This is a genomic window from Arthrobacter oryzae, assembly GCF_030718995.1.
Lineage (GTDB): Bacteria > Actinomycetota > Actinomycetes > Actinomycetales > Micrococcaceae > Arthrobacter > Arthrobacter oryzae_C.
The window spans coordinates 1,436,486-1,460,474 of sequence record NZ_CP132204.1; the positions used below are offsets into that span (position 1 = coordinate 1,436,486).

Sequence of the window (23,989 nt, forward strand, 5' to 3'; positions counted from 1 at the left end):
GGAAATCCACTGCGTCCGCCTCCGGCGTCACGCCGTGCAGACTCTTGCGGCCGGACCGACAACGTCGCCTTGGATCCGCGGCGTCTGCAGGCTTCCTTAACGCCAAAAGGCTGCGGCGCGTGACGCTTGGTCACGGGCTCCAGCCTTTAGCGGTGCTTAAGGAGGAGCTCAGTCCATGCCGCGGAGGTCCAGGACCAGCTCGGTGTCGCCGTCGGCCTGCAGCACCACAGGGATGCCCCAGTCCTGCTGGTAAAGGTGGCAGGCAGCGTGGTCCGGGATCTCGCCGTTGGCCGTTTCGGGGCCGTCGCAGGCCGCCGCGCGCGCCGTAATGTGGAGCACGCCGTCGGGAATGTCGGAGGAGAGCTCCAGCGTTCGCTGCAGGCCCACCGACGTTCCGCCGCCGGCCACCAGCAACTCTGGCGGGGTGGACGAGATCTTCAGCTGTGTGGGGTCTCCCCAGCGGTCGTCGAGCTTCTGCCCGGTGGGCGCCGTGAAGCGCACGGTGAGCTCCAGCGTCCCGGGGGCAACAGGGCTCTTGGGCCGGTGTGTCTGCACCGCGCCCTCGTCCACCTGTTGCGCTTCCTTGGGGATGGGCACATAGATCAGCTGGTGTTTGTTGGCTTCCACCACCACCAGCAGCGGCTCGGCACCGGCCGTGTGCGTGTGGTCCACAATCACGTCGGACGGCTCGGACAGTCCCCGGGCCAGCGTGGACACCGTTCCGCTGGCGGGGTCGTAGCGGCGCACGGCACCGTTGTAGGTGTCGGCGATCGCCACCGAGCCGTCCGGCAGCACGGTGACACCGAGCGGGTGCTGCAGCCGCGCCTCCTCGGCCGGCCCGTCGCGGAAGCCGAAGTCGAACAGGCCCTTGCCGACGGCGGACTCCACGGTGACCGTACCGTCGTCGCCGATTACCAGTTTGCGGAGTGCGGAGGTCTCCGAGTCCGCCACCCAGATGTTGCCGTCGGCGTCCTCCGCCAGGCCGGAGGACTGGGCGAACCAGGCCTCATGGGCGGGTCCGTCAAGGAGTCCCTCGAGACCGTTGCCGGCCAGGATGGACACCGCGCCGGAAACCGGGTCGAAGCTGAAGATCTGGTGGACGCCGGCCATGGCGACCACCACGGCGTCGAGCTTGGCCGACCAGACAACATCCCATGGCGAGCTGAGCGCGACGTCCAGGGGATGGTCGCTGAGGCGGCCGGTGAAGCCTGCGGCGTCTTCGTCCACCCGCGCCGGCCCTGTCTCGAGCAGCCGCTGCACGCCGCTGCCGGCGAGCGTGGTGACGGTTCCGTCCGCAAGGGACAGCCCCCGCAGGCGGTGGTTGACGGAGTCTGCAATCACGACGTCGTAACCCGTCTTCGCTGCCACGTCTTCCGGCAGGAGCACAAGGCCCTGCGGTTCGTTGAACTGTGCGGTGGGCTTGACGGAGTCGACGTCGGCGCCGGGACCGTCGGCGTAGCCCTTCGTTCCGGAACCGTAAGTGCGCAGCACTGAGTGGAAGTCAGTGTCCAGCTCCACCAGGCGGTGGTGACCGGTGTCCGTGACGAGCCAGGAACCGGCGTCGGGCGCGGCGCCGTCGGAAGTCCCGCCGTCGGAAGCTTCCGCGCCTGACGCTCCGTTGGAGCGGGCGCCGCGGCCGGCCGGAAGGAAGAGCGCCTTGCCAGGGAAACGCAGCGTGCCCGACGTCGGCTCCGGCGCAACGTAGGGGCCGTTGCCGCGGTGCAGGGTGCCCTTGGCCTCGTGCTGGGCGATGAGTTCCGGGATCAGTACGGACAGGCCGTCCGCGTGGCCTTCGCCGGAAAGGTGCGCCACGATGTAGCCCTCGGGGTCGATGACCACCAGGGTGGGCCAGGCTCGGGCGGTGTAAGCCTTCCAGGTCTCCAGCTCGGGGTCGTCCAGGACCGGGTGGTGGATTTCGTAGCGCTCCACGGCGGCGGCGAGGGCAACGGGATCGGCCTCGTGTTCAAACTTCGGCGAGTGCACACCCACCGTCACCAGGACGTCGGAGTACTGCTCCTCCAGCGGGCGCAGCTCGTCGAGGACGTGCAGGCAGTTGATGCAGCAGAAGGTCCAGAAGTCCAGGAGCACGATCTTGCCCCGCAGGGCTTCCAGGTCCAGGGACTTCCCGCCGGTGTTCAGCCAGTTACGGCCCACCAGTTCGGAGGCGCGGACCCGGAGGTGGGTGCGTACGGTTTCGCTCATCAGCGTCCTTCCAGCTTTGAGTTGCGTTCAGCCAGCTTGGCGTCGCGTTCAGCCAACTTGGCAAACATATCGTTGTAAGCAGTGAGATCGGCGTCGTTATTCCTGTCCGCCGCGCGGTCGGACCGTTTGGACTCCCGCGCATCGGAACGGGACCACATAATGGCGACGCCGATGGCCACCAGGAGCGTGGGTACTTCGCCGATCCCCCAGGCGACTGCGCCGCCCATCTGCTGGTCTAGCAGTGCGGAGGGTCCCCAGGTCCGGCCCAGGTTGCCGAAGTAGTCAGCGGCCAGCAGGTTGGTGCCGCCCATGATCGCTACGCCGAAGAAGGCGTGGAAGCCCATGGTGGCCAGCAGCAGCAACAGCCGCATGGGGTACGGCGCGCGGCGGGGCAGCGGGTCCGTGCCGATCATGGTCAGGACGAAGATGTAGCCGGTGAGGGCGAAGTGCAGGTTCATGAGTTCGTGGCCCACGTGGTCGCGCATGGCATAGCCGAACGCGTCCGAGTAGTAGAACAGAACGATCGAACCGGCGAAGTTGGCCGCGGCGAAGAGCGGGTGGGTCACCAGCTGGGAGAACTTGGAGTGCACGAACAACAGCAGCCATTCGCGCAGGCCCCGCGAGCCGTCTCCGCGAGCCGGCAGTGCCCTGAGCGCCAGCGTCACCGGGGCGCCGAGCACCAGGAAGATCGGGGCCACCATAGTAAGCGCCATGTGGTCTACCATGTGCGCGGAGAACAGCACGCGGCCGTAGACTGCCGGCGGGCCCGAGGTGATGTAGGTGAGCACCACCAGTCCGATCACCCAGTTGACGCTGCGGAACCAGGACCATTTGTCGCCGCGGCGCAGGACCTTGGCCACACCGAGGAAATAGGACACCAGGCCGACGGCAGCGACGGCGATCCAAAGCCAGTCCAGCCGCCATTCGGTAAGCCAGCGCTCCGGAGTCAGCTCAGGCGGCAGTTCGTAGCCGGAGAGGATGAACGCCGGTGAGGCATCAGGGGCGAAGGTGGTGGGCTGCGGCGGGGCGGAACGGCCCAGCGCGACGGCGATTCCCGACGTCGCGCCCATGATCAGCAGTTCCGCGATGACCAGCTGCCACAGCACCCGCCGGGAGGACAGGGCGGCGCCCTTGCGGTTGAGCTGCGGGATGACCCACTGGCGGTGCATCAGGCCGATACCGCCCAGCAACAGCGTGGCCATGGCCTTGGCAAGCACCATCTGGCCGTAGGCGGATCCCAGCAGGTCATTCCAGCTGGTGATCCGGATGCTCGCGTTGATGACACCGGAGGCAAAGACCAGGATGAACGCAAACCCCGCGAGCGAGGAGAACCGGCGGAGCGTGGGCTCGGTGATGTCGGCTTTGCCGCCTGGGTTGGCTTTGCCGCCTGCGCTGGCCTTGCCCCCGGTCAGGATGCCGGACAGGAGGGCGAGCATGATGATGCCGCCCACCCACGCGGATACGCCCACCAGGTGCAGGGCAAGGGAGTTGATGGCCCCTTCGTGGTCGCTGGAGCTTGAGGAGTGGCCGATGAGGGCGATCGGGACCATTCCCACCAGCGACAGCACCAGCGTGATGGCCAGGCCGGTGAGGGACCGCACGCCGAACAGGGCAGTGGTCACCACAGCGGCCACGATGGTCACGGCCAGCCAGGCGCGGCCGGTCTCGATGTCGGTCATGAAATAGACCAGCGCGCGGGTGAACTCGGCATCCCCGGAGAGTGACTGGCCAGCCACATCGGAGTACGTCAGCACCAGCACCGCGATCGCTGACAGTGTCCACGCGGCACCTGCCCCCGCAGCCACAGCCAGGGCACGGGCGAATGCCGGATGCTCGGGCGCGCTGGAGTCCTTGGCGCGGGAACCAGCGGCGTTACGCGGGAGAATGCCGGCAGCGAAAATCAGGCCGCCGATAACGGTGGCCAAGGAGACGTTGTGGATGGCCTTGCTGACGGGCAGGCCCCACCGGATCAGCGCCCCGGGGTCGGACACCTCGCGTGCGGCGGCCGCTCCGGAGAACAGGAGGGCTGCTGCGAGGCCCAGAATGAGCGCAGCAAGGCCGGCGAACTGCCACAGCCGGGAAATACCCGCCGCACCGCCGGACACCCCAGTCTTCCCCGGCGTGGGGGAAGGCTGCGGATGGGTGGGGCGGGATTTTGCTGCTGAGGGCACCTATCCATTGTCCGCTACGGGTGCCTGCGCCGCGAATCGGCGGCTGCGCTCAAAGGCTCGCAGGGGCGGGTTAACGCAAAGGGAGCGGCAACCCTCGGGTTGCCGCTCCCTTTCAAGCGTTGGACGCCGGATGCTACTTCTTGGAGACAGCAGCCTTCAGCTTGGAGCCGGCGGTCAGCTTGACGCTGTGGCCAGCGGCGATCTGGATGGTCTCGCCGGTCTGCGGGTTGCGGCCGGTACGGGCTGCACGGTCGGTGCGCTCAACTGCGAGCCAGCCCGGGATGGTGATCTTCTCGCCCGCGGCGACAGAGGTCTCGAAAACCTCGAACAGTGCATCGAGTACGGAGTTGACGGCTGCCTGGCTGGTGCCGGCCTTGCCTGCTACCTCTGCAACAAGTTCACTACGGTTCTTAGCCATTTATGTCCTCCTGGACGGTCATGATTTCTGGAGCCTGAACGCGGCATGCGCACAAGCCACTGTTCGAAAACTTACCAGCTTGCCGCGGTCAGGTCCGCAAATTCCGCGTGTTTCCGCCATTTTTTGAGGTAAATCACCGGTTTTGAGGCCTTTTGGCCCCGTTTTTCGCCATCAGCGGACGGCCGCCCAGGCTCCCGCCAGGAGGGGCGGGCGGGGTCGCGGTGAGGTCTGGCGCTGCGTGCGGCAGCCGCAGCCCGGGCCGCGGCCAGCACCGGAGGCGGGGTCGGGGTCGGGGTCGGGGTCGGGAGGGCAGCTTCCCTAGCTTTCCGCCCCCCTGCGACGCTCTCTCAGTTCCTGCCGGGTTTCCCCGCGACGCTCTCGCAGTTGCTGCCGGGTTTCCCCGGGCGCTCTCTCAGTTCCCGGGGGTGGGTGTTCGACGGCGGGTGTGCCGGGTGGGGTGTGCCGGGTCCCGGCACGGGTGCGAGAGGGTCCGTCGAAAAGGTGCGGGTACTGAGAGAGGGTCCGGCAAAAGGGGTGCCGGATGTGAGAGAGGGGGTGAGGGTGGGGGTTTGGGTGGGGGTTTGGGTGGTTAAAGTGGGAGAGCCTCCAAACGGGTGTTTGGAGGCTCTCGACCTGAATGATGTTCCGGCGGTGACCTACTCTCCCACACCCTCCCGGGTGCAGTACCATCGGCGCTGTGGGTCTTAGCTTCCGGGTTCGGAATGGGACCGGGCGTTTCCCCCACGCTATGACCGCCGTAACCCTGTTACCCGTTCCCCCGTCGGTTGTGTGCCCTGGGGGGTGGGAAAAATGTGGTTACAACATTGTGGTGTTGTTATTTAGTTGTCGGTTCGCCAAAGCAACGGGTTTGTTGTTTGGGAACCACATAGTGGACGCAAGCAGTCTTGTTTTCTTTTTACCACCCCTGGGTGCAAACCTCTTTTGAACGGTTTGCGGGGGTGGTGTGTGGTGTAAGTTATCGGCCTATTAGTACCGGTCAGCTTCACGAGTCGTTAGTCCTCGCTTCCACATCCGGCCTATCAACCCAGTGGTCTGGCTGGGGGCCTCTCACACACAAGGTGTATGGAAATCTCATCTCGAAGCGAGCTTCCCGCTTAGATGCTTTCAGCGGTTATCCCATCCGAACGTAGCTAATCAGCGGTGCACTTGGCAGTACAACTGACACACCAGAGGTTCGTCCGTCCCGGTCCTCTCGTACTAAGGACAGCCCTTCTCAAATTTCCTGCGCGCGCAGCGGATAGGGACCGAACTGTCTCACGACGTTCTAAACCCAGCTCGCGTACCGCTTTAATGGGCGAACAGCCCAACCCTTGGGACCTACTCCAGCCCCAGGATGCGACGAGCCGACATCGAGGTGCCAAACCATGCCGTCGATATGGACTCTTGGGCAAGATCAGCCTGTTATCCCCGAGGTACCTTTTATCCGTTGAGCGACGGCCATTCCACAATGTACCGCCGGATCACTAGTCCCGACTTTCGTCCCTGCTCGAGATGTCTCTCTCACAGTCAAGCTCCCTTGTGCACTTACACTCGACACCTGATTGCCAACCAGGCTGAGGGAACCTTTGGGCGCCTCCGTTACTTTTTAGGAGGCAACCGCCCCAGTTAAACTACCCATCAGGCACTGTCCCTGACCCGGATTACGGGCCGAAGTTAGATGTCCAAAGTGACCAGAGTGGTATTTCAACGATGACTCCACCCGAACTGGCGTCCGGGCTTCAACGTCTCCCACCTATCCTACACAAGCCACTCCGAACACCAATACCAAACTATAGTAAAGGTCTCGGGGTCTTTCCGTCCTGCTGCGCGTAACGAGCATCTTTACTCGTACTGCAATTTCGCCGAGTTTATGGTTGAGACAGCGGGGAAGTCGTTACTCCATTCGTGCAGGTCGGAACTTACCCGACAAGGAATTTCGCTACCTTAGGATGGTTATAGTTACCACCGCCGTTTACTGGGGCTTAAATTCTCAGCTTCGCCTTGCGGCTAACCGGTCCTCTTAACCTTCCAGCACCGGGCAGGAGTCAGTCCGTATACATCGTCTTGCGACTTCGCACGGACCTGTGTTTTTAGTAAACAGTCGCTTCCCCCTGGTCTCTGCGGCCCCGATCCCCTCCCACCAGCAAGTGGTGTTCAAGGTTGGGGCCCCCCTTCTCCCGAAGTTACGGGGGCATTTTGCCGAGTTCCTTAACCATAATTCTCTCGATCGCCTTAGTATTCTCTACCTGATCACCTGTGTCGGTTTGGGGTACGGGCGGCTAAAACCTCGCGTCGATGCTTTTCTAGGCAGCATAGGATCACCGAATCCCCCCCTACGGGGGTCCCGTCAGGTCTCAGGCATCATGAACAGCGGATTTGCCTACCGTTCGCCCTACATCCTTGGACCGGGACAACCATCGCCCGGCTCGGCTACCTTCCTGCGTCACACCTGTTAATACGCTTACCTCCCAGGATCAGGTCCCGCGCTCCACCAAAACCCTCACACCACAAGGGTGATCGGGCAGGTCTCGGGCAGTTAGTATCCCCTGTTCAGCATGGGCGGTTTTTCGCCGGTACGGGAATATCAACCCGTTGTCCATCGACTACGCCTGTCGGCCTCGCCTTAGGTCCCGACTTACCCAGGGCAGATTAGCTTGACCCTGGAACCCTTGATCATTCGGCGGACGGGTTTCTCACCCGTCTTTCGCTACTCATGCCTGCATTCTCACTCGTGTAGGCTCCACCGCTGGTTTACACCGCGACTTCACTGCCCACACGACGCTCCCCTACCCATCCACACTCCTGAACCACAAAGGCTTGGATAAAATGTGAATGCCACAACTTCGGCGGTGTACTTGAGCCCCGCTACATTGTCGGCGCGGAATCACTTGACCAGTGAGCTATTACGCACTCTTTTAAGGATGGCTGCTTCTAAGCCAACCTCCTGGTTGTCTTCGCAACTCCACATCCTTTCCCACTTAGCACACGCTTAGGGGCCTTAGTTGGTGGTCTGGGCTGTTTCCCTCTCGACTATGAAGCTTATCCCCCACAGTCTCACTGCTGCGCTCTCACTTACCGGCATTCGGAGTTTGGCTGACGTCAGTAACCTTGTAGGGCCCATTAGCCATCCAGTAGCTCTACCTCCGGTAAGAAACACGCAACGCTGCACCTAAATGCATTTCGGGGAGAACCAGCTATCACGAAGTTTGATTGGCCTTTCACCCCTACCCACAGCTCATCCCCTCCATTTTCAACTGAAGTGGGTTCGGTCCTCCACGACGTCTTACCGTCGCTTCAACCTGGCCATGGGTAGATCACTTCGCTTCGGGTCTAGATCACGCCACTGCAACGCCCTATTCAGACTCGCTTTCGCTACGGCTGCCCCACACGGGTTAACCTCGCGACGTAACACTAACTCGCAGGCTCATTCTTCAAAAGGCACGCCGTCACCAGAATCAGACTGGCTCCGACGGATTGTAAGCACACGGTTTCAGGTACTGTTTCACTCCCCTCCCGGGGTACTTTTCACCTTTCCCTCACGGTACTGGTCCGCTATCGGTCATTAGGGAGTATTTAGGCTTATCAGGTGGTCCTGACAGATTCGCACGGGATTTCTCGGGCCCCGTGCTACTTGGGATACTCTCCAGGCGGTACACAACATTACGGTTACGGGGCTCACACCCTCTCTGGCCGGCCTTTCAAGACCGTTCACCTATGCCTGCACATCACACCTCACCAGTCCGGCAGAACTGATACGGAAAGTCCCACAACCCCGACCATGCAACGCCCGCCGGCTATCACACATGGAACGGTTTAGCCTGATCCGCGTTCGCTCGCCACTACTAACGGAATCACTATTGTTTTCTCTTCCTGCGGGTACTGAGATGTTTCACTTCCCCGCGTTCCCTCCACGCACCCTATGTGTTCAGATGCGGGTCACCAGGCAACTCGCGCCCCTGGCGGGGTTTCCCCATTCGGACACCCTGGGATCACAGTCCGGTTATCGACTCCCCCAGGCTTATCGCAGATTCCTACGTCCTTCTTCGGCTCCTAATGCCAAGGCATCCACCGTGTGCTCTTAAAAACTTGACCACAAAAGATCAAAAACGCTAATTTTCGAGAGAACCACGAAAACCACTGCACCATCCCGAAAGACAGCACAACAGATCCAGGTTCATATTCTTGGAAATTGCTTCTTATAAAAGATGCTCGCGTCCACTATGTAGTTCTCAAACAACAACCCCGTACCACACACCCCACACACCACCCCTCCCGAAGGAAGAACAAACCGTGTGATCGGTGCAGCCAGGAAACCAGAAACAAACAAAACCCACACCACCACGAACGCCTCCCCGAAAGGAAACCCCGCAATGCCATGGCCCTGTTGCCTCAGGACCCAACAGTGTGCCAAACACTAAACCACCCGTCACCCTCCCCGCACCGTTCCAGGACAACCCTCCACAAGTGAAGAACATCCGTACTGGGTGCCGGCAGGAAACCAGCGGCCGCTATTTGTTGATATTCCACCCGTGAGCACCCGCCGCAGAACTTGCGTCTGCGCAACGGGCAACTTCCTGACAACACCACCACACCCGCATACACGGGGTGAGGTTGCTGTAGGTGCTCCTTAGAAAGGAGGTGATCCAGCCGCACCTTCCGGTACGGCTACCTTGTTACGACTTAGTCCCAATCGCCAGTCCCACCTTCGACAGCTCCCTCCCACAAGGGGTTAGGCCACCGGCTTCGGGTGTTACCAACTTTCGTGACTTGACGGGCGGTGTGTACAAGGCCCGGGAACGTATTCACCGCAGCGTTGCTGATCTGCGATTACTAGCGACTCCGACTTCATGGGGTCGAGTTGCAGACCCCAATCCGAACTGAGACCGGCTTTTTGGGATTAGCTCCACCTCACAGTATCGCAACCCTTTGTACCGGCCATTGTAGCATGCGTGAAGCCCAAGACATAAGGGGCATGATGATTTGACGTCGTCCCCACCTTCCTCCGAGTTGACCCCGGCAGTCTCCCATGAGTCCCCGCCATTACGCGCTGGCAACATGGAACGAGGGTTGCGCTCGTTGCGGGACTTAACCCAACATCTCACGACACGAGCTGACGACAACCATGCACCACCTGTGAACCGGCCCCAAAGGGGAAGGACTGTTTCCAGCCCGGTCCGGCCCATGTCAAGCCTTGGTAAGGTTCTTCGCGTTGCATCGAATTAATCCGCATGCTCCGCCGCTTGTGCGGGCCCCCGTCAATTCCTTTGAGTTTTAGCCTTGCGGCCGTACTCCCCAGGCGGGGCACTTAATGCGTTAGCTACGGCGCGGAAAACGTGGAATGTCCCCCACACCTAGTGCCCAACGTTTACGGCATGGACTACCAGGGTATCTAATCCTGTTCGCTCCCCATGCTTTCGCTCCTCAGCGTCAGTTAATGCCCAGAGACCTGCCTTCGCCATCGGTGTTCCTCCTGATATCTGCGCATTTCACCGCTACACCAGGAATTCCAGTCTCCCCTACATCACTCTAGTCTGCCCGTACCCACCGCAGATCCGGAGTTGAGCCCCGGACTTTCACGGCAGACGCGACAAACCGCCTACGAGCTCTTTACGCCCAATAATTCCGGATAACGCTTGCGCCCTACGTATTACCGCGGCTGCTGGCACGTAGTTAGCCGGCGCTTCTTCTGCAGGTACCGTCACTTTCGCTTCTTCCCTACTGAAAGAGGTTTACAACCCGAAGGCCGTCATCCCTCACGCGGCGTCGCTGCATCAGGCTTTCGCCCATTGTGCAATATTCCCCACTGCTGCCTCCCGTAGGAGTCTGGGCCGTGTCTCAGTCCCAGTGTGGCCGGTCACCCTCTCAGGCCGGCTACCCGTCGTCGCCTTGGTGAGCCATTACCTCACCAACAAGCTGATAGGCCGCGAGTCCATCCAAAACCACAAAAAGCTTTCCACCCCCCACCATGCGATGAGGAGTCATATCCGGTATTAGACCCAGTTTCCCAGGCTTATCCCAGAGTTAAGGGCAGGTTACTCACGTGTTACTCACCCGTTCGCCACTAATCCCCCAGCAAGCTGGGATCATCGTTCGACTTGCATGTGTTAAGCACGCCGCCAGCGTTCATCCTGAGCCAGGATCAAACTCTCCGTTGAAGTAAAACAGACACAACCAGGAACCACGGGAAAACGCGGAACCAGGCTGCACAAAATTTGAAACCAGCTGTAAAAACCAGACCCATCCACGGGGTGGACAAACCTGGCCAAAACAACCAATCAATAAAACAATTGGTATCAACAAACTTGGCACACTATTGAGTTCTCAAACAACAGACACACCCGGCACCACCACAACCAACATCCAGCCAGTCGCAGCTCGCTCCGGAGCAACTTCCCAAACTTACCCGATCCCGGACCGCTTTGCAAACCGGCGTTACCGCCAACCACAAGCACCACAGGAAGGGCCCCCGCCCGGTTTCCGCACGCCATAAAGGCGCCGTTTTTCAGGCCATTCAGAAGGGGGTCGGTCGCAATCTTTCCGCATCAGCGGCGGCGACTCGAATTACTTTACACGCCCACAGCACCACACACAAATCCACCCCCACACACCAAAGAACAGCCCAAAAACCGTGGAATTCCGCGGTTTTCGCGCCCTTCCCGCCGCCTGCTGCCGCCCCCGCGGCTCGATCAGCTTTATGTGGACTGAGTCACAGCAAAGTCGAACGAGAAGTCCGCCTCCCCCGGTTCCAGTCGGTAGCCCTCCAGGACTCCCGGACCGCACGCCGCAGTTCCCACCCCATGCACCGCGTGATCGAGGTACATGTAGCTGCGCCCGTCCGGCACAAGGTCGGGCCGATGCGTCGCGGCGTCGAGTACTCCCAGGCTGTACGGGCGCACGGTAAGGGCAAACGGTTCACCCCTGACGGTGAGCCGGCCGGCGTCGAGGTTCATTGCCGCGGAGCGCACGCCGGAGCGGGCGCCGGACTCCTGCGGCCGGACATAGTCCACATCCATGTCTCTCAACGGCAGGTTGTGCCAGCCGAGCCTGGCGCCCTGGCCGGTATCCGGATAGCTGTGATGCGGCCCTTGGCCGAACCACTCCACGGATTCGGTCGGCGACTTCAGCACGAGTTCCACGCCGATCCGCGCCCACGGCACCGGCCGGCCGGAGTTGGTCCACGAACCGTCGGGTTTGACCGTTGTCCGCAGGCTGACACTGTCCCCGTCGCTGGTCCAGACATAGTTGGCGAGCACACCAAACTGCTTGCCGGCAGGGGCAACCCGGGTCCGGACAACGAGCTCCTCCCCGCCGCCGGCCGTGGGACGGGAAGAAATACCGACGAGCCGGGCATGCATCCGGTTGAGCCCGGCGTCCAGCCATTGCGTAGCCACGGGACGGGGATCCGGGCTGTCCCAGCCGGCACCGAGGTCGTTATCCGTGGGTACGCGCCACAGCAGGAGCCGGAATCCCTCGACGGCTGTGCCGCCAAGCCGGACGAGCTGACCCGTGGTCCGTTCGAATTCGGCCGGCCCCAAGCGAAGGAGACCGCCGTCCACCTCGACACCGGCCGTGGCCGCAGGCCGCTGCGCCACACGCACGTTGGCTGATTCCTGGCCCCAGGCAAGCTCGTGGCCCGCGGGGGCCCAGGCGGAATCTTCCTTGAGCACGGCATGCACCGTCAGCACCGCCGTCGCCTGCGCGGCACGTTCCCGCAACCCCGCCGGTAACCGCACGTCGGCGGATTCACGCGGCGCCACGGGCGCAACGTCAACCCGGCCGCCGTCGACCGTTCCGCCGTCGGCCTCCACCCGGTACCGGAACTCCAGCCCCGACGTATCAGCGAAATCGAAGCGGTTGGTCACACTGAACGCGGACCAGTCCTCCGCCACCTCAATGGATAGCGGCTCGATGACCTTCTTGAAATCCAGGAGGCCCGGCCGGGGGACACGGTTGGCGTCCACCAGCCCGTCCGTGACGAAATTGCCGTCATGCACTTCCTCGCCGAAGTCTCCACCGTAAACGAAGTACTCCTGGCCATCGGGCCCCGTCCGTGTGATGCCGTGCTCCAGCCACTCCCACACAAAGCCGCCCATCAGCCTCGGGTAGCGATGGAACAGATCCTGGTACTCGGACATGCCGCCCGGCCCGTTGCCCATGGCGTGGACGTACTCGCACAGGACAAACGGCATGGCACGCCGCCGCGCATCGAGGCCGGCGTCATCCAGGGGAGGTTCCACGCCCTGGCCGATCAGCGCGGTCTCCGCCTGGCTTGCGTACATCCGCGAGTACACATCCACGTAGGCAGAGCTCCAATCTCCCTCATAGTGGATGGGCCTGGACGGGTCACGGAGTTTGGTCCAGCGGGACATGGCCGCCAGGTTCCCGCCGGTGCCTGCCTCATTGCCCAGCGACCACATGATCACCGATGCATGGTTCTTGTCGCGTTCCACCGTCCGGGCCATCCGGTCCAGGAGGGCAGGCTGCCACTGCGGATCCGCGCTGGGATTCTGCTGCCAGGCGCCCTCTTCGAAACCGTGCGTTTCAAGATCGCATTCGAGGACAACGTAGAAGCCGAGCTGGTCCGCCAGCGCCAGGAAGTCCGGGTGCGGAGGGTAGTGTGAGGTCCGGATGGCGTTGATGTTGTGCTGCTTCATGAGCCGCAGCTCGCTCTCCATGACCTCCCTCGGCACCACGCGGCCCAGCCGGGGATGGTGTTCGTGGCGGTTGACGCCGCGGAGCAGGATCCGCTGCCCGTTCACCTTGAACTGCGCGTCCTCGATGCTGATGGAACGGAAGCCGAGCTGCACCGAAACTGTCTCGCCCGCAGTGCTGACAGTGGCGTTGTACAGCCTCGGCAGTTCTGCCGACCACGGTGAGATATCCGGGAGGCGATGCGCCTCGCCGGCGTGCAGTTCCAGCGCCAGTTCCGGGACGCGCACGACGGCGGCAACCGGCTCGCCTGCCCGGCTCACCTCAACGCGCAGGATGCCTTCGCCGCTGTGATGATCGAAGTCCGCATGGACAAAGACGTCGTCGATGCCCTCCGACGGGCGCGCCTGCAGCGTCACGTCCCGGAAGATGCCGGGGAGCCACCACATGTCCTGGTCTTCGACGTAGCTGGCTGCCGAGAACTGGGCCACCTGGACCGCCAGCACATTCCGGCCCGGAACCAGCACACCGGTGACATCGAACTCATGCGCCAAACGGCTTCCGCGCGTGGTCCCCAGCAAAGTGCCGTTCAGCCACACCGTTCCCGCCGAGTCGATGCCGTCGAAACGAAGCAGGGCTTTCGGGAAAAACTCCGGGCCGGCCTCGAACTCAACGAACAAGTCACCGACGGGGTTGGCATCCGGGACATGCGGAGGTTCCACCGCGAAGGGGAATTGCACGTTGGTGTACCAGGGTGTGCCGTGGCCGTGCATGGGCCAGCTCGACGGCACCGGGAGATCGCCGAACTCCGGCCTGTCCCCGCCGGCCTGCCAGCCGTCCTGCGGCGCCTGCCGGATGCCCGGGTGGAGCCTGAACTTCCACACGCCGTTCAGCGACATACGCGGCGCAGTGCTGTCAAGGTAGGCCCGTGCCGGCAGCGTGCCCTTCGGTGGTGCCACCGAAGCGAGGTCAGCGACCTGCGCGGCGGCCGCCTCGAGCGTCCGCACGGCGGAACCTGGACTAGAGGCTGGGGCTGGGGTGGCGGCGGAAGACTCAACAGTCATGGCATTCCTCGGTGTGGGATCGATTTCGGTAAAGCACGTACATCACGACGGCACCGGCGCAATTTCGTGAACGTTCACGTTCCCATCGATCGTACTCGGACTCACCACGTTTGGAAAGGGTGCGTCAGCTGCCCGAGCCTCCCGGAGGCGGCAACACGGTCCCGGCGGTTTCGCCGCCGTCGATGACGAACTCGGAACCGGTCACAAAGGAGGATTCGTCCGACGCAAGGTACACCACGAGGTCGGCAACCTCCCGGGGCTGGCCGATGCGGTGCAACGGTACGTGTCCGACGTCGAACGTCATGCCCGCCGTCATGGGCGTCTCAATAACCCCCGGGTGCACGGAATTCACCCGTGTTCCGGTTATTCCGAGGTCCAGGGCAGCGCTCTTCGTCAAGCCGCGGACACCCCACTTGGACGCCGTGTAGCCGGACAGGCTTTCATATCCCCGTACACCGGCAATGGACGAGATGTTGATGATCGAGGCGGATCCGGCATGCGCCAGGGCCGAAGCGGCTGCCTTGATGCCGTTGAACACGCCGGTCAGGTTGACGTCGATGATCCTTGCCCACTCTTCATGGGGGTACTCCTCGATCCGGCCAAAGTTGACGATGCCGGCGTTGTTGACCAGCACGCTGAGACTGCCGAATTCGGTGACAGCCGCCTGGACTGCCTGCTGCCAGTCCGCGGGGCTCGTCACGTCGAGCCGGACGAACCGGACATCGCTGCCGAGCCTGGCTGCGAGATCGGACCCTTCCTGGTCCAGGACGTCTCCGATGATCACCCTGGCGCCTTCTTGCAGCATCCGCTCGGCGATCGCCGCTCCGATTCCGCGCGACCCGCCGCTGATGAGGCCTACCTTGCCGTCCAGTCGTCCCATCCCTGCTCCTGTTCACCAGTTGGCGCCGAGCGGCCTTGGTGCGCTCACGCGCGGACCTGCAGCGCCCACCTGGACGGGCAGCAGTCCGCTCCCAGCTTGAGGCTCGGGACGTGCGGGCGAAAGGGCACTACGACTCATATCTACTCGGCGAACCCATGCCGGCGGCAAAATCAGGCTGTTTCCCGGTGAATCAGCTGATGTCTAAGGGTGAGGCGTGACGCCTCTGATCCGGGGATGACGGACCCCGAAAGCAAACCATCAAGAAGTTCGACGGCGGCCCGTCCCACTTCCCGCAGGTCAAGTGCCATGGTGCTGAGTTGGGGGGTCAGGAGCACACCCAGCGGGATACCGTCCATGCCGATCACGGCGCAGTCCCCAGGGACCGTGCGCCCTGCCGCAGAGAGTGCTTTGAGCACGCCGGCGGCCATCAAATCGTTGAAGGCCAAGAACCCGTCCGTCTCCGGATGCTCCCGGAGAAATCGGGCCACTGCCGCCCTGGCTGCCTCGGCCGTCTCCTCGGCGACAATCAGGGACCACGACGTCCCGAGGTGCTGCAGCCGACCGGCCACGGCTTTCCCTCGGACGGTGCCCGGAGATTGTCCGCCACCGCCGGCGGCAAATCCTGCCTCCAGGTAGGCGATGTTCCTCCGGTTCGATTTCACCAACTGGTCAACGGCCAGTTTGGCTGCGTGGTCGTAGTCAAAGTTGATGCTTCCCGCCGCATCGCCAGGAGTCTCGTCCAGGACTATGAGGGGCCGGCGGCCAAGGGCGGACTGGGCCTGCTGCGCGTAACCGCCAAGGTAGCCAATTACGGCATCCACTTGGGGCGCCAGATGCTGGACGGCGTCCAATCCGCTGCGGCCGCCGTGTCCGTAGTCATCGACCACGACGTGCCAACCGCGGAGTGTGGCCAGTTCCACGACGCTTGAGGCAAAAGCCGGGAAATACGGGTTTGTGAGGTCGGGGATCGCCAGGCCTACCGAAGTCCGTGCTCCCTGGACGAGGCCTTTGGCGAAGCGGCTCGGGGTATAGCCAAGCTCCTGGGCCAACTGCTGCACACGTTGGCGTGTGGATTCCTTGATGCCCGGCATGCCGTTCATGGCCCGAGTCACTGTTTGGCGCGACACCCCGGCGGCAGCGGCCACGTCGAGGATGGTGGCCCGCTTGGCCGGGTATGCCGGCGGTGAGTGGCTCATGAAGAGTAAGTCTAGAGGCCTCAGGAGGTGGGGGTTTGGGTGGTTAAAGCGGGAGAGCCTCCAAACGGGTGTTTGGAGGCTCTCGACCTGAATGATGTTCCGGCGGTGACCTACTCTCCCACACCCTCCCGGGTGCAGTACCATCGGCGCTGTGGGTCTTAGCTTCCGGGTTCGGAATGGGACCGGGCGTTTCCCCCACGCTATGACCGCCGTAACCCTGTTACCCGTTCCCCCGTCGGTTGTGTGCCCTGGGGGGTGGGAAAAATGTGGTTACAACATTGTGGTGTTGTTATTTAGTTGTCGGTTCGCCAAAGCAACGGGTTTGTTGTTTGGGAACCACATAGTGGACGCAAGCAGTCTTGTTTTCTTTTTACCACCCCTGGGTGCAAACCTCTTTTGAACGGTTTGCGGGGGTGGTGTGTGGTGTAAGTTATCGGCCTATTAGTACCGGTCAGCTTCACGAGTCGTTAGTCCTCGCTTCCACATCCGGCCTATCAACCCAGTGGTCTGGCTGGGGGCCTCTCACACACAAGGTGTATGGAAATCTCATCTCGAAGCGAGCTTCCCGCTTAGATGCTTTCAGCGGTTATCCCATCCGAACGTAGCTAATCAGCGGTGCACTTGGCAGTACAACTGACACACCAGAGGTTCGTCCGTCCCGGTCCTCTCGTACTAAGGACAGCCCTTCTCAAATTTCCTGCGCGCGCAGCGGATAGGGACCGAACTGTCTCACGACGTTCTAAACCCAGCTCGCGTACCGCTTTAATGGGCGAACAGCCCAACCCTTGGGACCTACTCCAGCCCCAGGATGCGACGAGCCGACATCGAGGTGCCAAACCATGCCGTCGATATGGACTCTTGGGCAAGATCAGCCTGTTATCCCCGAGGTACCTTTTATCCGTTGAGCGACGGCCATTCCACAATGTACCGCCGGATCACTAGTCCCGACTTTCGTCCCTGCTCGAGATGTCTCTCTCACAGTCAAGCTCCCTTGTGCACTTACACTCGACACCTGATTGCCAACCAGGCTGAGGGAACCTTTGGGCGCCTCCGTTACTTTTTAGGAGGCAACCGCCCCAGTTAAACTACCCATCAGGCACTGTCCCTGACCCGGATTACGGGCCGAAGTTAGATGTCCAAAGTGACCAGAGTGGTATTTCAACGATGACTCCACCCGAACTGGCGTCCGGGCTTCAACGTCTCCCACCTATCCTACACAAGCCACTCCGAACACCAATACCAAACTATAGTAAAGGTCTCGGGGTCTTTCCGTCCTGCTGCGCGTAACGAGCATCTTTACTCGTACTGCAATTTCGCCGAGTTTATGGTTGAGACAGCGGGGAAGTCGTTACTCCATTCGTGCAGGTCGGAACTTACCCGACAAGGAATTTCGCTACCTTAGGATGGTTATAGTTACCACCGCCGTTTACTGGGGCTTAAATTCTCAGCTTCGCCTTGCGGCTAACCGGTCCTCTTAACCTTCCAGCACCGGGCAGGAGTCAGTCCGTATACATCGTCTTGCGACTTCGCACGGACCTGTGTTTTTAGTAAACAGTCGCTTCCCCCTGGTCTCTGCGGCCCCGATCCCCTCCCACCAGCAAGTGGTGTTCAAGGTTGGGGCCCCCCTTCTCCCGAAGTTACGGGGGCATTTTGCCGAGTTCCTTAACCATAATTCTCTCGATCGCCTTAGTATTCTCTACCTGATCACCTGTGTCGGTTTGGGGTACGGGCGGCTAAAACCTCGCGTCGATGCTTTTCTAGGCAGCATAGGATCACCGAATCCCCCCCTACGGGGGTCCCGTCAGGTCTCAGGCATCATGAACAGCGGATTTGCCTACCGTTCGCCCTACATCCTTGGACCGGGACAACCATCGCCCGGCTCGGCTACCTTCCTGCGTCACACCTGTTAATACGCTTACCTCCCAGGATCAGGTCCCGCGCTCCACCAAAACCCTCACACCACAAGGGTGATCGGGCAGGTCTCGGGCAGTTAGTATCCCCTGTTCAGCATGGGCGGTTTTTCGCCGGTACGGGAATATCAACCCGTTGTCCATCGACTACGCCTGTCGGCCTCGCCTTAGGTCCCGACTTACCCAGGGCAGATTAGCTTGACCCTGGAACCCTTGATCATTCGGCGGACGGGTTTCTCACCCGTCTTTCGCTACTCATGCCTGCATTCTCACTCGTGTAGGCTCCACCGCTGGTTTACACCGCGACTTCACTGCCCACACGACGCTCCCCTACCCATCCACACTCCTGAACCACAAAGGCTTGGATAAAATGTGAATGCCACAACTTCGGCGGTGTACTTGAGCCCCGCTACATTGTCGGCGCGGAATCACTTGACCAGTGAGCTATTACGCACTCTTTTAAGGATGGCTGCTTCTAAGCCAACCTCCTGGTTGTCTTCGCAACTCCACATCCTTTCCCACTTAGCACACGCTTAGGGGCCTTAGTTGGTGGTCTGGGCTGTTTCCCTCTCGACTATGAAGCTTATCCCCCACAGTCTCACTGCTGCGCTCTCACTTACCGGCATTCGGAGTTTGGCTGACGTCAGTAACCTTGTAGGGCCCATTAGCCATCCAGTAGCTCTACCTCCGGTAAGAAACACGCAACGCTGCACCTAAATGCATTTCGGGGAGAACCAGCTATCACGAAGTTTGATTGGCCTTTCACCCCTACCCACAGCTCATCCCCTCCATTTTCAACTGAAGTGGGTTCGGTCCTCCACGACGTCTTACCGTCGCTTCAACCTGGCCATGGGTAGATCACTTCGCTTCGGGTCTAGATCACGCCACTGCAACGCCCTATTCAGACTCGCTTTCGCTACGGCTGCCCCACACGGGTTAACCTCGCGACGTAACACTAACTCGCAGGCTCATTCTTCAAAAGGCACGCCGTCACCAGAATCAGACTGGCTCCGACGGATTGTAAGCACACGGTTTCAGGTACTGTTTCACTCCCCTCCCGGGGTACTTTTCACCTTTCCCTCACGGTACTGGTCCGCTATCGGTCATTAGGGAGTATTTAGGCTTATCAGGTGGTCCTGACAGATTCGCACGGGATTTCTCGGGCCCCGTGCTACTTGGGATACTCTCCAGGCGGTACACAACATTACGGTTACGGGGCTCACACCCTCTCTGGCCGGCCTTTCAAGACCGTTCACCTATGCCTGCACATCACACCTCACCAGTCCGGCAGAACTGATACGGAAAGTCCCACAACCCCGACCATGCAACGCCCGCCGGCTATCACACATGGAACGGTTTAGCCTGATCCGCGTTCGCTCGCCACTACTAACGGAATCACTATTGTTTTCTCTTCCTGCGGGTACTGAGATGTTTCACTTCCCCGCGTTCCCTCCACGCACCCTATGTGTTCAGATGCGGGTCACCAGGCAACTCGCGCCCCTGGCGGGGTTTCCCCATTCGGACACCCTGGGATCACAGTCCGGTTATCGACTCCCCCAGGCTTATCGCAGATTCCTACGTCCTTCTTCGGCTCCTAATGCCAAGGCATCCACCGTGTGCTCTTAAAAACTTGACCACAAAAGATCAAAAACGCTAATTTTCGAGAGAACCACGAAAACCACTGCACCATCCCGAAAGACAGCACAACAGATCCAGGTTCATATTCTTGGAAATTGCTTCTTATAAAAGATGCTCGCGTCCACTATGTAGTTCTCAAACAACAACCCCGTACCACACACCCCACACACCACCCCTCCCGAAGGAAGAACAAACCGTGTGATCGGTGCAGCCAGGAAACCAGAAACAAACAAAACCCACACCACCACGAACGCCTCCCCGAAAGGAAACCCCGCAATGCCATGGCCCTGTTGCCTCAGGACCCAACAGTGTGCCAAACACTAAACCACCCGTCACCCTCCCCGCACCGTTCCAGGACAACCCTCCACAAGTGAAGAACATCCGTACTGGGTGCCGGCAGGAAACCAGCGGCCGCTATTTGTTGATATTCCACCCGTGAGCACCCGCCGCAGAACTTGCGTCTGCGCAACGGGCAACTTCCTGACAACACCACCACACCCGCATACACGGGGTGAGGTTGCTGTAGGTGCTCCTTAGAAAGGAGGTGATCCAGCCGCACCTTCCGGTACGGCTACCTTGTTACGACTTAGTCCCAATCGCCAGTCCCACCTTCGACAGCTCCCTCCCACAAGGGGTTAGGCCACCGGCTTCGGGTGTTACCAACTTTCGTGACTTGACGGGCGGTGTGTACAAGGCCCGGGAACGTATTCACCGCAGCGTTGCTGATCTGCGATTACTAGCGACTCCGACTTCATGGGGTCGAGTTGCAGACCCCAATCCGAACTGAGACCGGCTTTTTGGGATTAGCTCCACCTCACAGTATCGCAACCCTTTGTACCGGCCATTGTAGCATGCGTGAAGCCCAAGACATAAGGGGCATGATGATTTGACGTCGTCCCCACCTTCCTCCGAGTTGACCCCGGCAGTCTCCCATGAGTCCCCGCCATTACGCGCTGGCAACATGGAACGAGGGTTGCGCTCGTTGCGGGACTTAACCCAACATCTCACGACACGAGCTGACGACAACCATGCACCACCTGTGAACCGGCCCCAAAGGGGAAGGACTGTTTCCAGCCCGGTCCGGCCCATGTCAAGCCTTGGTAAGGTTCTTCGCGTTGCATCGAATTAATCCGCATGCTCCGCCGCTTGTGCGGGCCCCCGTCAATTCCTTTGAGTTTTAGCCTTGCGGCCGTACTCCCCAGGCGGGGCACTTAATGCGTTAGCTACGGCGCGGAAAACGTGGAATGTCCCCCACACCTAGTGCCCAACGTTTACGGCATGGACTACCAGGGTATCTAATCCTGTTCGCTCCCCATGCTTTCGCTCCTCAGCGTCAGTTAATGCCCAGAGACCTGCCTTCGCCATCGGTGTTCCTCCTGATATCTGCGCATTTCACCGCTACACCAGGAATTCCAGTCTCCCCTACATCACTCTAGTCTGCCCGTACCCACCGCAGATCCGGAGTTGAGCCCCGGACTTTCACGGCAGACGCGACAAACCGCCTACGAGCTCTTTACGCCCAATAATTCCGGATAACGCTTGCGCCCTACGTATTACCGCGGCTGCTGGCACGTAGTTAGCCGGCGCTTCTTCTGCAGGTACCGTCACTTTCGCTTCTTCCCTACTGAAAGAGGTTTACAACCCGAAGGCCGTCATCCCTCACGCGGCGTCGCTGCATCAGGCTTTCGCCCATTGTGCAATATTCCCCACTGCTGCCTCCCGTAGGAGTCTGGGCCGTGTCTCAGTCCCAGTGTGGCCGGTCACCCTCTCAGGCCGGCTACCCGTCGTCGCCTTGGTGAGCCATTACCTCACCAACAAGCTGATAGGCCGCGAGTCCATCCAAAACCACAAAAAGCTTTCCACCCCCCACCATGCGATGAGGAGTCATATCCGGTATTAGACCCAGTTTCCCAGGCTTATCCCAGAGTTAAGGGCAGGTTACTCACGTGTTACTCACCCGTTCGCCACTAATCCCCCAGCAAGCTGGGATCATCGTTCGACTTGCATGTGTTAAGCACGCCGCCAGCGTTCATCCTGAGCCAGGATCAAACTCTCCGTTGAAGTAAAACAAAAACAGACACAACCAGGCACCACGGGAAAACGCGGAACCAGGCTGCACAAAATTTGAAACCAGCTAAAAACACCAAACCATCCACGGGGTGGACAATCCGGCAAATTCAACCAATTCAATACAATAAATTGGTATCAACAAACTTGGCACACTATTGAGTTCTCAAACAACAGACACACCCGGCACCACCACAACATCCCAGCCGTGGATCGCTCCGGAGCAACTTCCCAAACTTACCTGAACTCAAGACTCAAAGCAAATCAGCGTTTCCGCGATCTGCCGGTCATCGAGACCATCCCCGCCTTCGAACCGCACGCCAAGTGGCGAACCGTTTTTCGGCTGTTTAGAAGGGGTTTTGGCCGCCTTCGGTAACCAGCTTCTCGCCGGCCCCCTCTCGGCGACTTAGAAAACAATACACCTACTTTGGCCCCACCGCAAACCCTCCCCCGCGTGGACGCCAAACCCCGCCAATCCGCGGCGAAACGGCCACCGGGGGCACTTTCCGGGACGCCGGCGTCGTCCTTGGATTCTGTGTGCTGCATCACCGCCCCCTGATCCAGGCCGGACGAGATAGCGGTTAAGCGCAAAAAGGGCCGGCAACCGTGAGGTTGCCGGCCCTTTTTAGACCGCTGGAATCAGCAGTGCTGGTTTAGCAGCAGTGTTGGATTACCAGGAAGACTTGGTGATGCCCGGGAGCTCACCGCGGTGAGCCATGTCGCGGAAGCGTACACGGGAGATACCGAACTTCTGGAAGGTACCGCGGGGACGGCCATCGATGATGTCGCGGTTACGCAGACGTACCGGGGAGGCGTTGCGGGGCAGCTTCTGCAGGCCGAGGCGTGCAGCTTCGCGTGCTTCGTCGGTTGAGTTGGGGTCAACCAGGGCCTTCTTCAGTTCGAGGCGCTTTGCAGCATAGCGCTCGACGATGACTTTACGCTGTTCGTTCTTAGCGATCATTGACTTCTTAGCCATAGTGCTTAGCGCTCCTCTCGGAATTCGACGTGCTTACGGATGCGGGGGTCGTACTTCTTCAGAACCATGCGGTCCGGGTCGTTACGACGGTTCTTGCGCGTGACGTAGGTGTAACCCGTGCCAGCGGTCGACTTGAGCTTGATGATCGGACGTACGTCCTTGTCCTTTGCCACTAGAGCTTCACTCCTCGTGCCAGGATTGCGGCGACGACAACGTCGATGCCACGTACGTCGATGGTCTTGATGCCACGTGCAGAGACCTGCAGGGTGACATTACGGCGCAGGGACGGAACCCAGTAGCGCTTCTTCTGGATGTTCGGGTCGAACCGGCGCTTGTTGCGGCGGTGCGAGTGCGAAATGCTGTGTCCAAAGCCCGGCTCGGCTCCGGTCACCTGGCAGTGTGCTGCCATGACGACTCTCCTCATGAAAATAAATGAAACGGTCCGCAGAGTTCCGCGTCCCGTGCGACAGGCGGCGTCCGCATCCAGCGTCCAGATCAGGATGTCCGCAGGCGTGGACAGCCGGTGAAAGCCGGCTGTTTCCGTCCCTATGGGCGAACGTGATTGGCCACGAGTACCGGGCAGCGGAATCCACTGCGAAGTACCGGGATGCTGGGCGAATACAGGAGTGCACGCAACTTGAGCCCCTAACTACCGGCCTTTAGGACTGTCGAATGTTTGGACAGATCCCGCCAACCGGAGCAATTGCACACGCTCCGCGCCACCTAGCGCCTACCAAGTCTACGAGCTTGACTAATTAAAGGCCAATCGGGTAGCCGCCATTGCCCGCTGCGGGTGTATAAGGCCGCACTCCTCACCG

Annotated in this window: 9 protein-coding genes and 6 rRNA genes; all 15 read right to left on the reverse strand. The window is 60.7% G+C overall.

Going from position 1 to position 23,989, the window contains the following annotated elements; genetic code table 11:
• Window positions 1–168 precede the first annotated feature (168 nt).
• The 15 genes from Q8Z05_RS06645 to rpmB all read right to left on the reverse strand — a co-directional run bounded on the left by Q8Z05_RS06645 (window position 169) and on the right by rpmB (window position 23,580).
• The gene (locus Q8Z05_RS06645; RefSeq protein WP_305942694.1) at window positions 169–2,202 is read right to left on the reverse strand and encodes an NHL domain-containing thioredoxin family protein; all 2,034 of its coding nucleotides are present in this window, start codon (window positions 2,200–2,202) and stop codon (window positions 169–171) included.
• Window positions 2,202–4,373 carry a cytochrome c oxidase assembly protein gene (locus Q8Z05_RS06650; protein ID WP_305942695.1) on the reverse strand — a complete coding sequence of 724 codons (2,172 nt, stop codon included), beginning with the start codon at window positions 4,371–4,373 and terminating at the stop codon, window positions 2,202–2,204. Before Q8Z05_RS06650 ends, Q8Z05_RS06645 begins: the two co-directional genes overlap by 1 nt.
• A gap of 133 nt (window positions 4,374–4,506) precedes the next feature.
• The gene (locus Q8Z05_RS06655) at window positions 4,507–4,791 is read right to left on the reverse strand and encodes an HU family DNA-binding protein (protein ID WP_011693739.1); all 285 of its coding nucleotides are present in this window, start codon (window positions 4,789–4,791) and stop codon (window positions 4,507–4,509) included.
• A gap of 643 nt (window positions 4,792–5,434) precedes the next feature.
• Window positions 5,435–5,551: ribosomal RNA gene (gene rrf, locus Q8Z05_RS06660) — 5S ribosomal RNA — on the reverse strand.
• A 206-nt stretch (window positions 5,552–5,757) separates the two neighbouring features.
• Window positions 5,758–8,883: ribosomal RNA gene (locus Q8Z05_RS06665) — 23S ribosomal RNA — on the reverse strand.
• Between the two features lie 539 nt (window positions 8,884–9,422).
• A 16S ribosomal RNA gene (locus Q8Z05_RS06670) occupies window positions 9,423–10,946 on the reverse strand.
• The 16S, 23S and 5S rRNA genes sit together here, the layout of an rRNA operon.
• Before the next feature lie 537 nt (window positions 10,947–11,483).
• Complete coding sequence (locus Q8Z05_RS06675) at window positions 11,484–14,447, reverse strand: glycoside hydrolase family 2 TIM barrel-domain containing protein (RefSeq protein ID WP_305942696.1); 2,964 nt, start codon at window positions 14,445–14,447, stop codon at window positions 11,484–11,486.
• Window positions 14,448–14,628: 181 nt separating this feature from the next.
• The gene (locus Q8Z05_RS06680) at window positions 14,629–15,384 is read right to left on the reverse strand and encodes a glucose 1-dehydrogenase (protein ID WP_305942697.1); all 756 of its coding nucleotides are present in this window, start codon (window positions 15,382–15,384) and stop codon (window positions 14,629–14,631) included.
• Between the two features lie 170 nt (window positions 15,385–15,554).
• Entirely contained in the window at window positions 15,555–16,580 is a 1,026-nt protein-coding gene (locus Q8Z05_RS06685) for a LacI family DNA-binding transcriptional regulator (protein WP_305942698.1), read from the reverse strand.
• A gap of 97 nt (window positions 16,581–16,677) precedes the next feature.
• Window positions 16,678–16,794: ribosomal RNA gene (rrf, locus tag Q8Z05_RS06690) — 5S ribosomal RNA — on the reverse strand.
• Window positions 16,795–17,000: 206 nt separating this feature from the next.
• Window positions 17,001–20,126 (reverse strand): 23S ribosomal RNA (locus Q8Z05_RS06695).
• Between the two features lie 539 nt (window positions 20,127–20,665).
• Window positions 20,666–22,189, reverse strand: a 16S ribosomal RNA gene (locus Q8Z05_RS06700).
• Window positions 22,190–22,865: 676 nt separating this feature from the next.
• Entirely contained in the window at window positions 22,866–23,171 is a 306-nt protein-coding gene (gene rpsN / locus Q8Z05_RS06705; RefSeq protein WP_043485315.1) for a 30S ribosomal protein S14, read from the reverse strand.
• 5 nt (window positions 23,172–23,176) lie between these two features.
• A complete protein-coding gene (gene rpmG, locus Q8Z05_RS06710) occupies window positions 23,177–23,344 on the reverse strand; it encodes a 50S ribosomal protein L33 (RefSeq protein ID WP_011693743.1) in 168 nt (55 codons plus the stop codon).
• Window positions 23,344–23,580 carry a 50S ribosomal protein L28 gene (gene rpmB, locus Q8Z05_RS06715; RefSeq protein WP_011693744.1) on the reverse strand — a complete coding sequence of 79 codons (237 nt, stop codon included), beginning with the start codon at window positions 23,578–23,580 and terminating at the stop codon, window positions 23,344–23,346. Before rpmB ends, rpmG begins: the two co-directional genes overlap by 1 nt.
• Window positions 23,581–23,989 lie beyond the last annotated feature (409 nt).

Coding starts and splice junctions, on each gene's coding strand:
- Q8Z05_RS06645 (WP_305942694.1), bottom strand. CDS start 2,202: ATGAGCGAAACCGTACGCACCCACCTCCGGGTCCGCGCCTCCGAACTG.
- Q8Z05_RS06655 (WP_011693739.1), bottom strand. CDS start 4,791: ATGGCTAAGAACCGTAGTGAACTTGTTGCAGAGGTAGCAGGCAAGGCC.
- Q8Z05_RS06680 (WP_305942697.1), bottom strand. CDS start 15,384: ATGGGACGACTGGACGGCAAGGTAGGCCTCATCAGCGGCGGGTCGCGC.
- Q8Z05_RS06685 (WP_305942698.1), bottom strand. CDS start 16,580: ATGAGCCACTCACCGCCGGCATACCCGGCCAAGCGGGCCACCATCCTC.
- rpsN (WP_043485315.1), bottom strand. CDS start 23,171: ATGGCTAAGAAGTCAATGATCGCTAAGAACGAACAGCGTAAAGTCATC.
- rpmB (WP_011693744.1), bottom strand. CDS start 23,580: ATGGCAGCACACTGCCAGGTGACCGGAGCCGAGCCGGGCTTTGGACAC.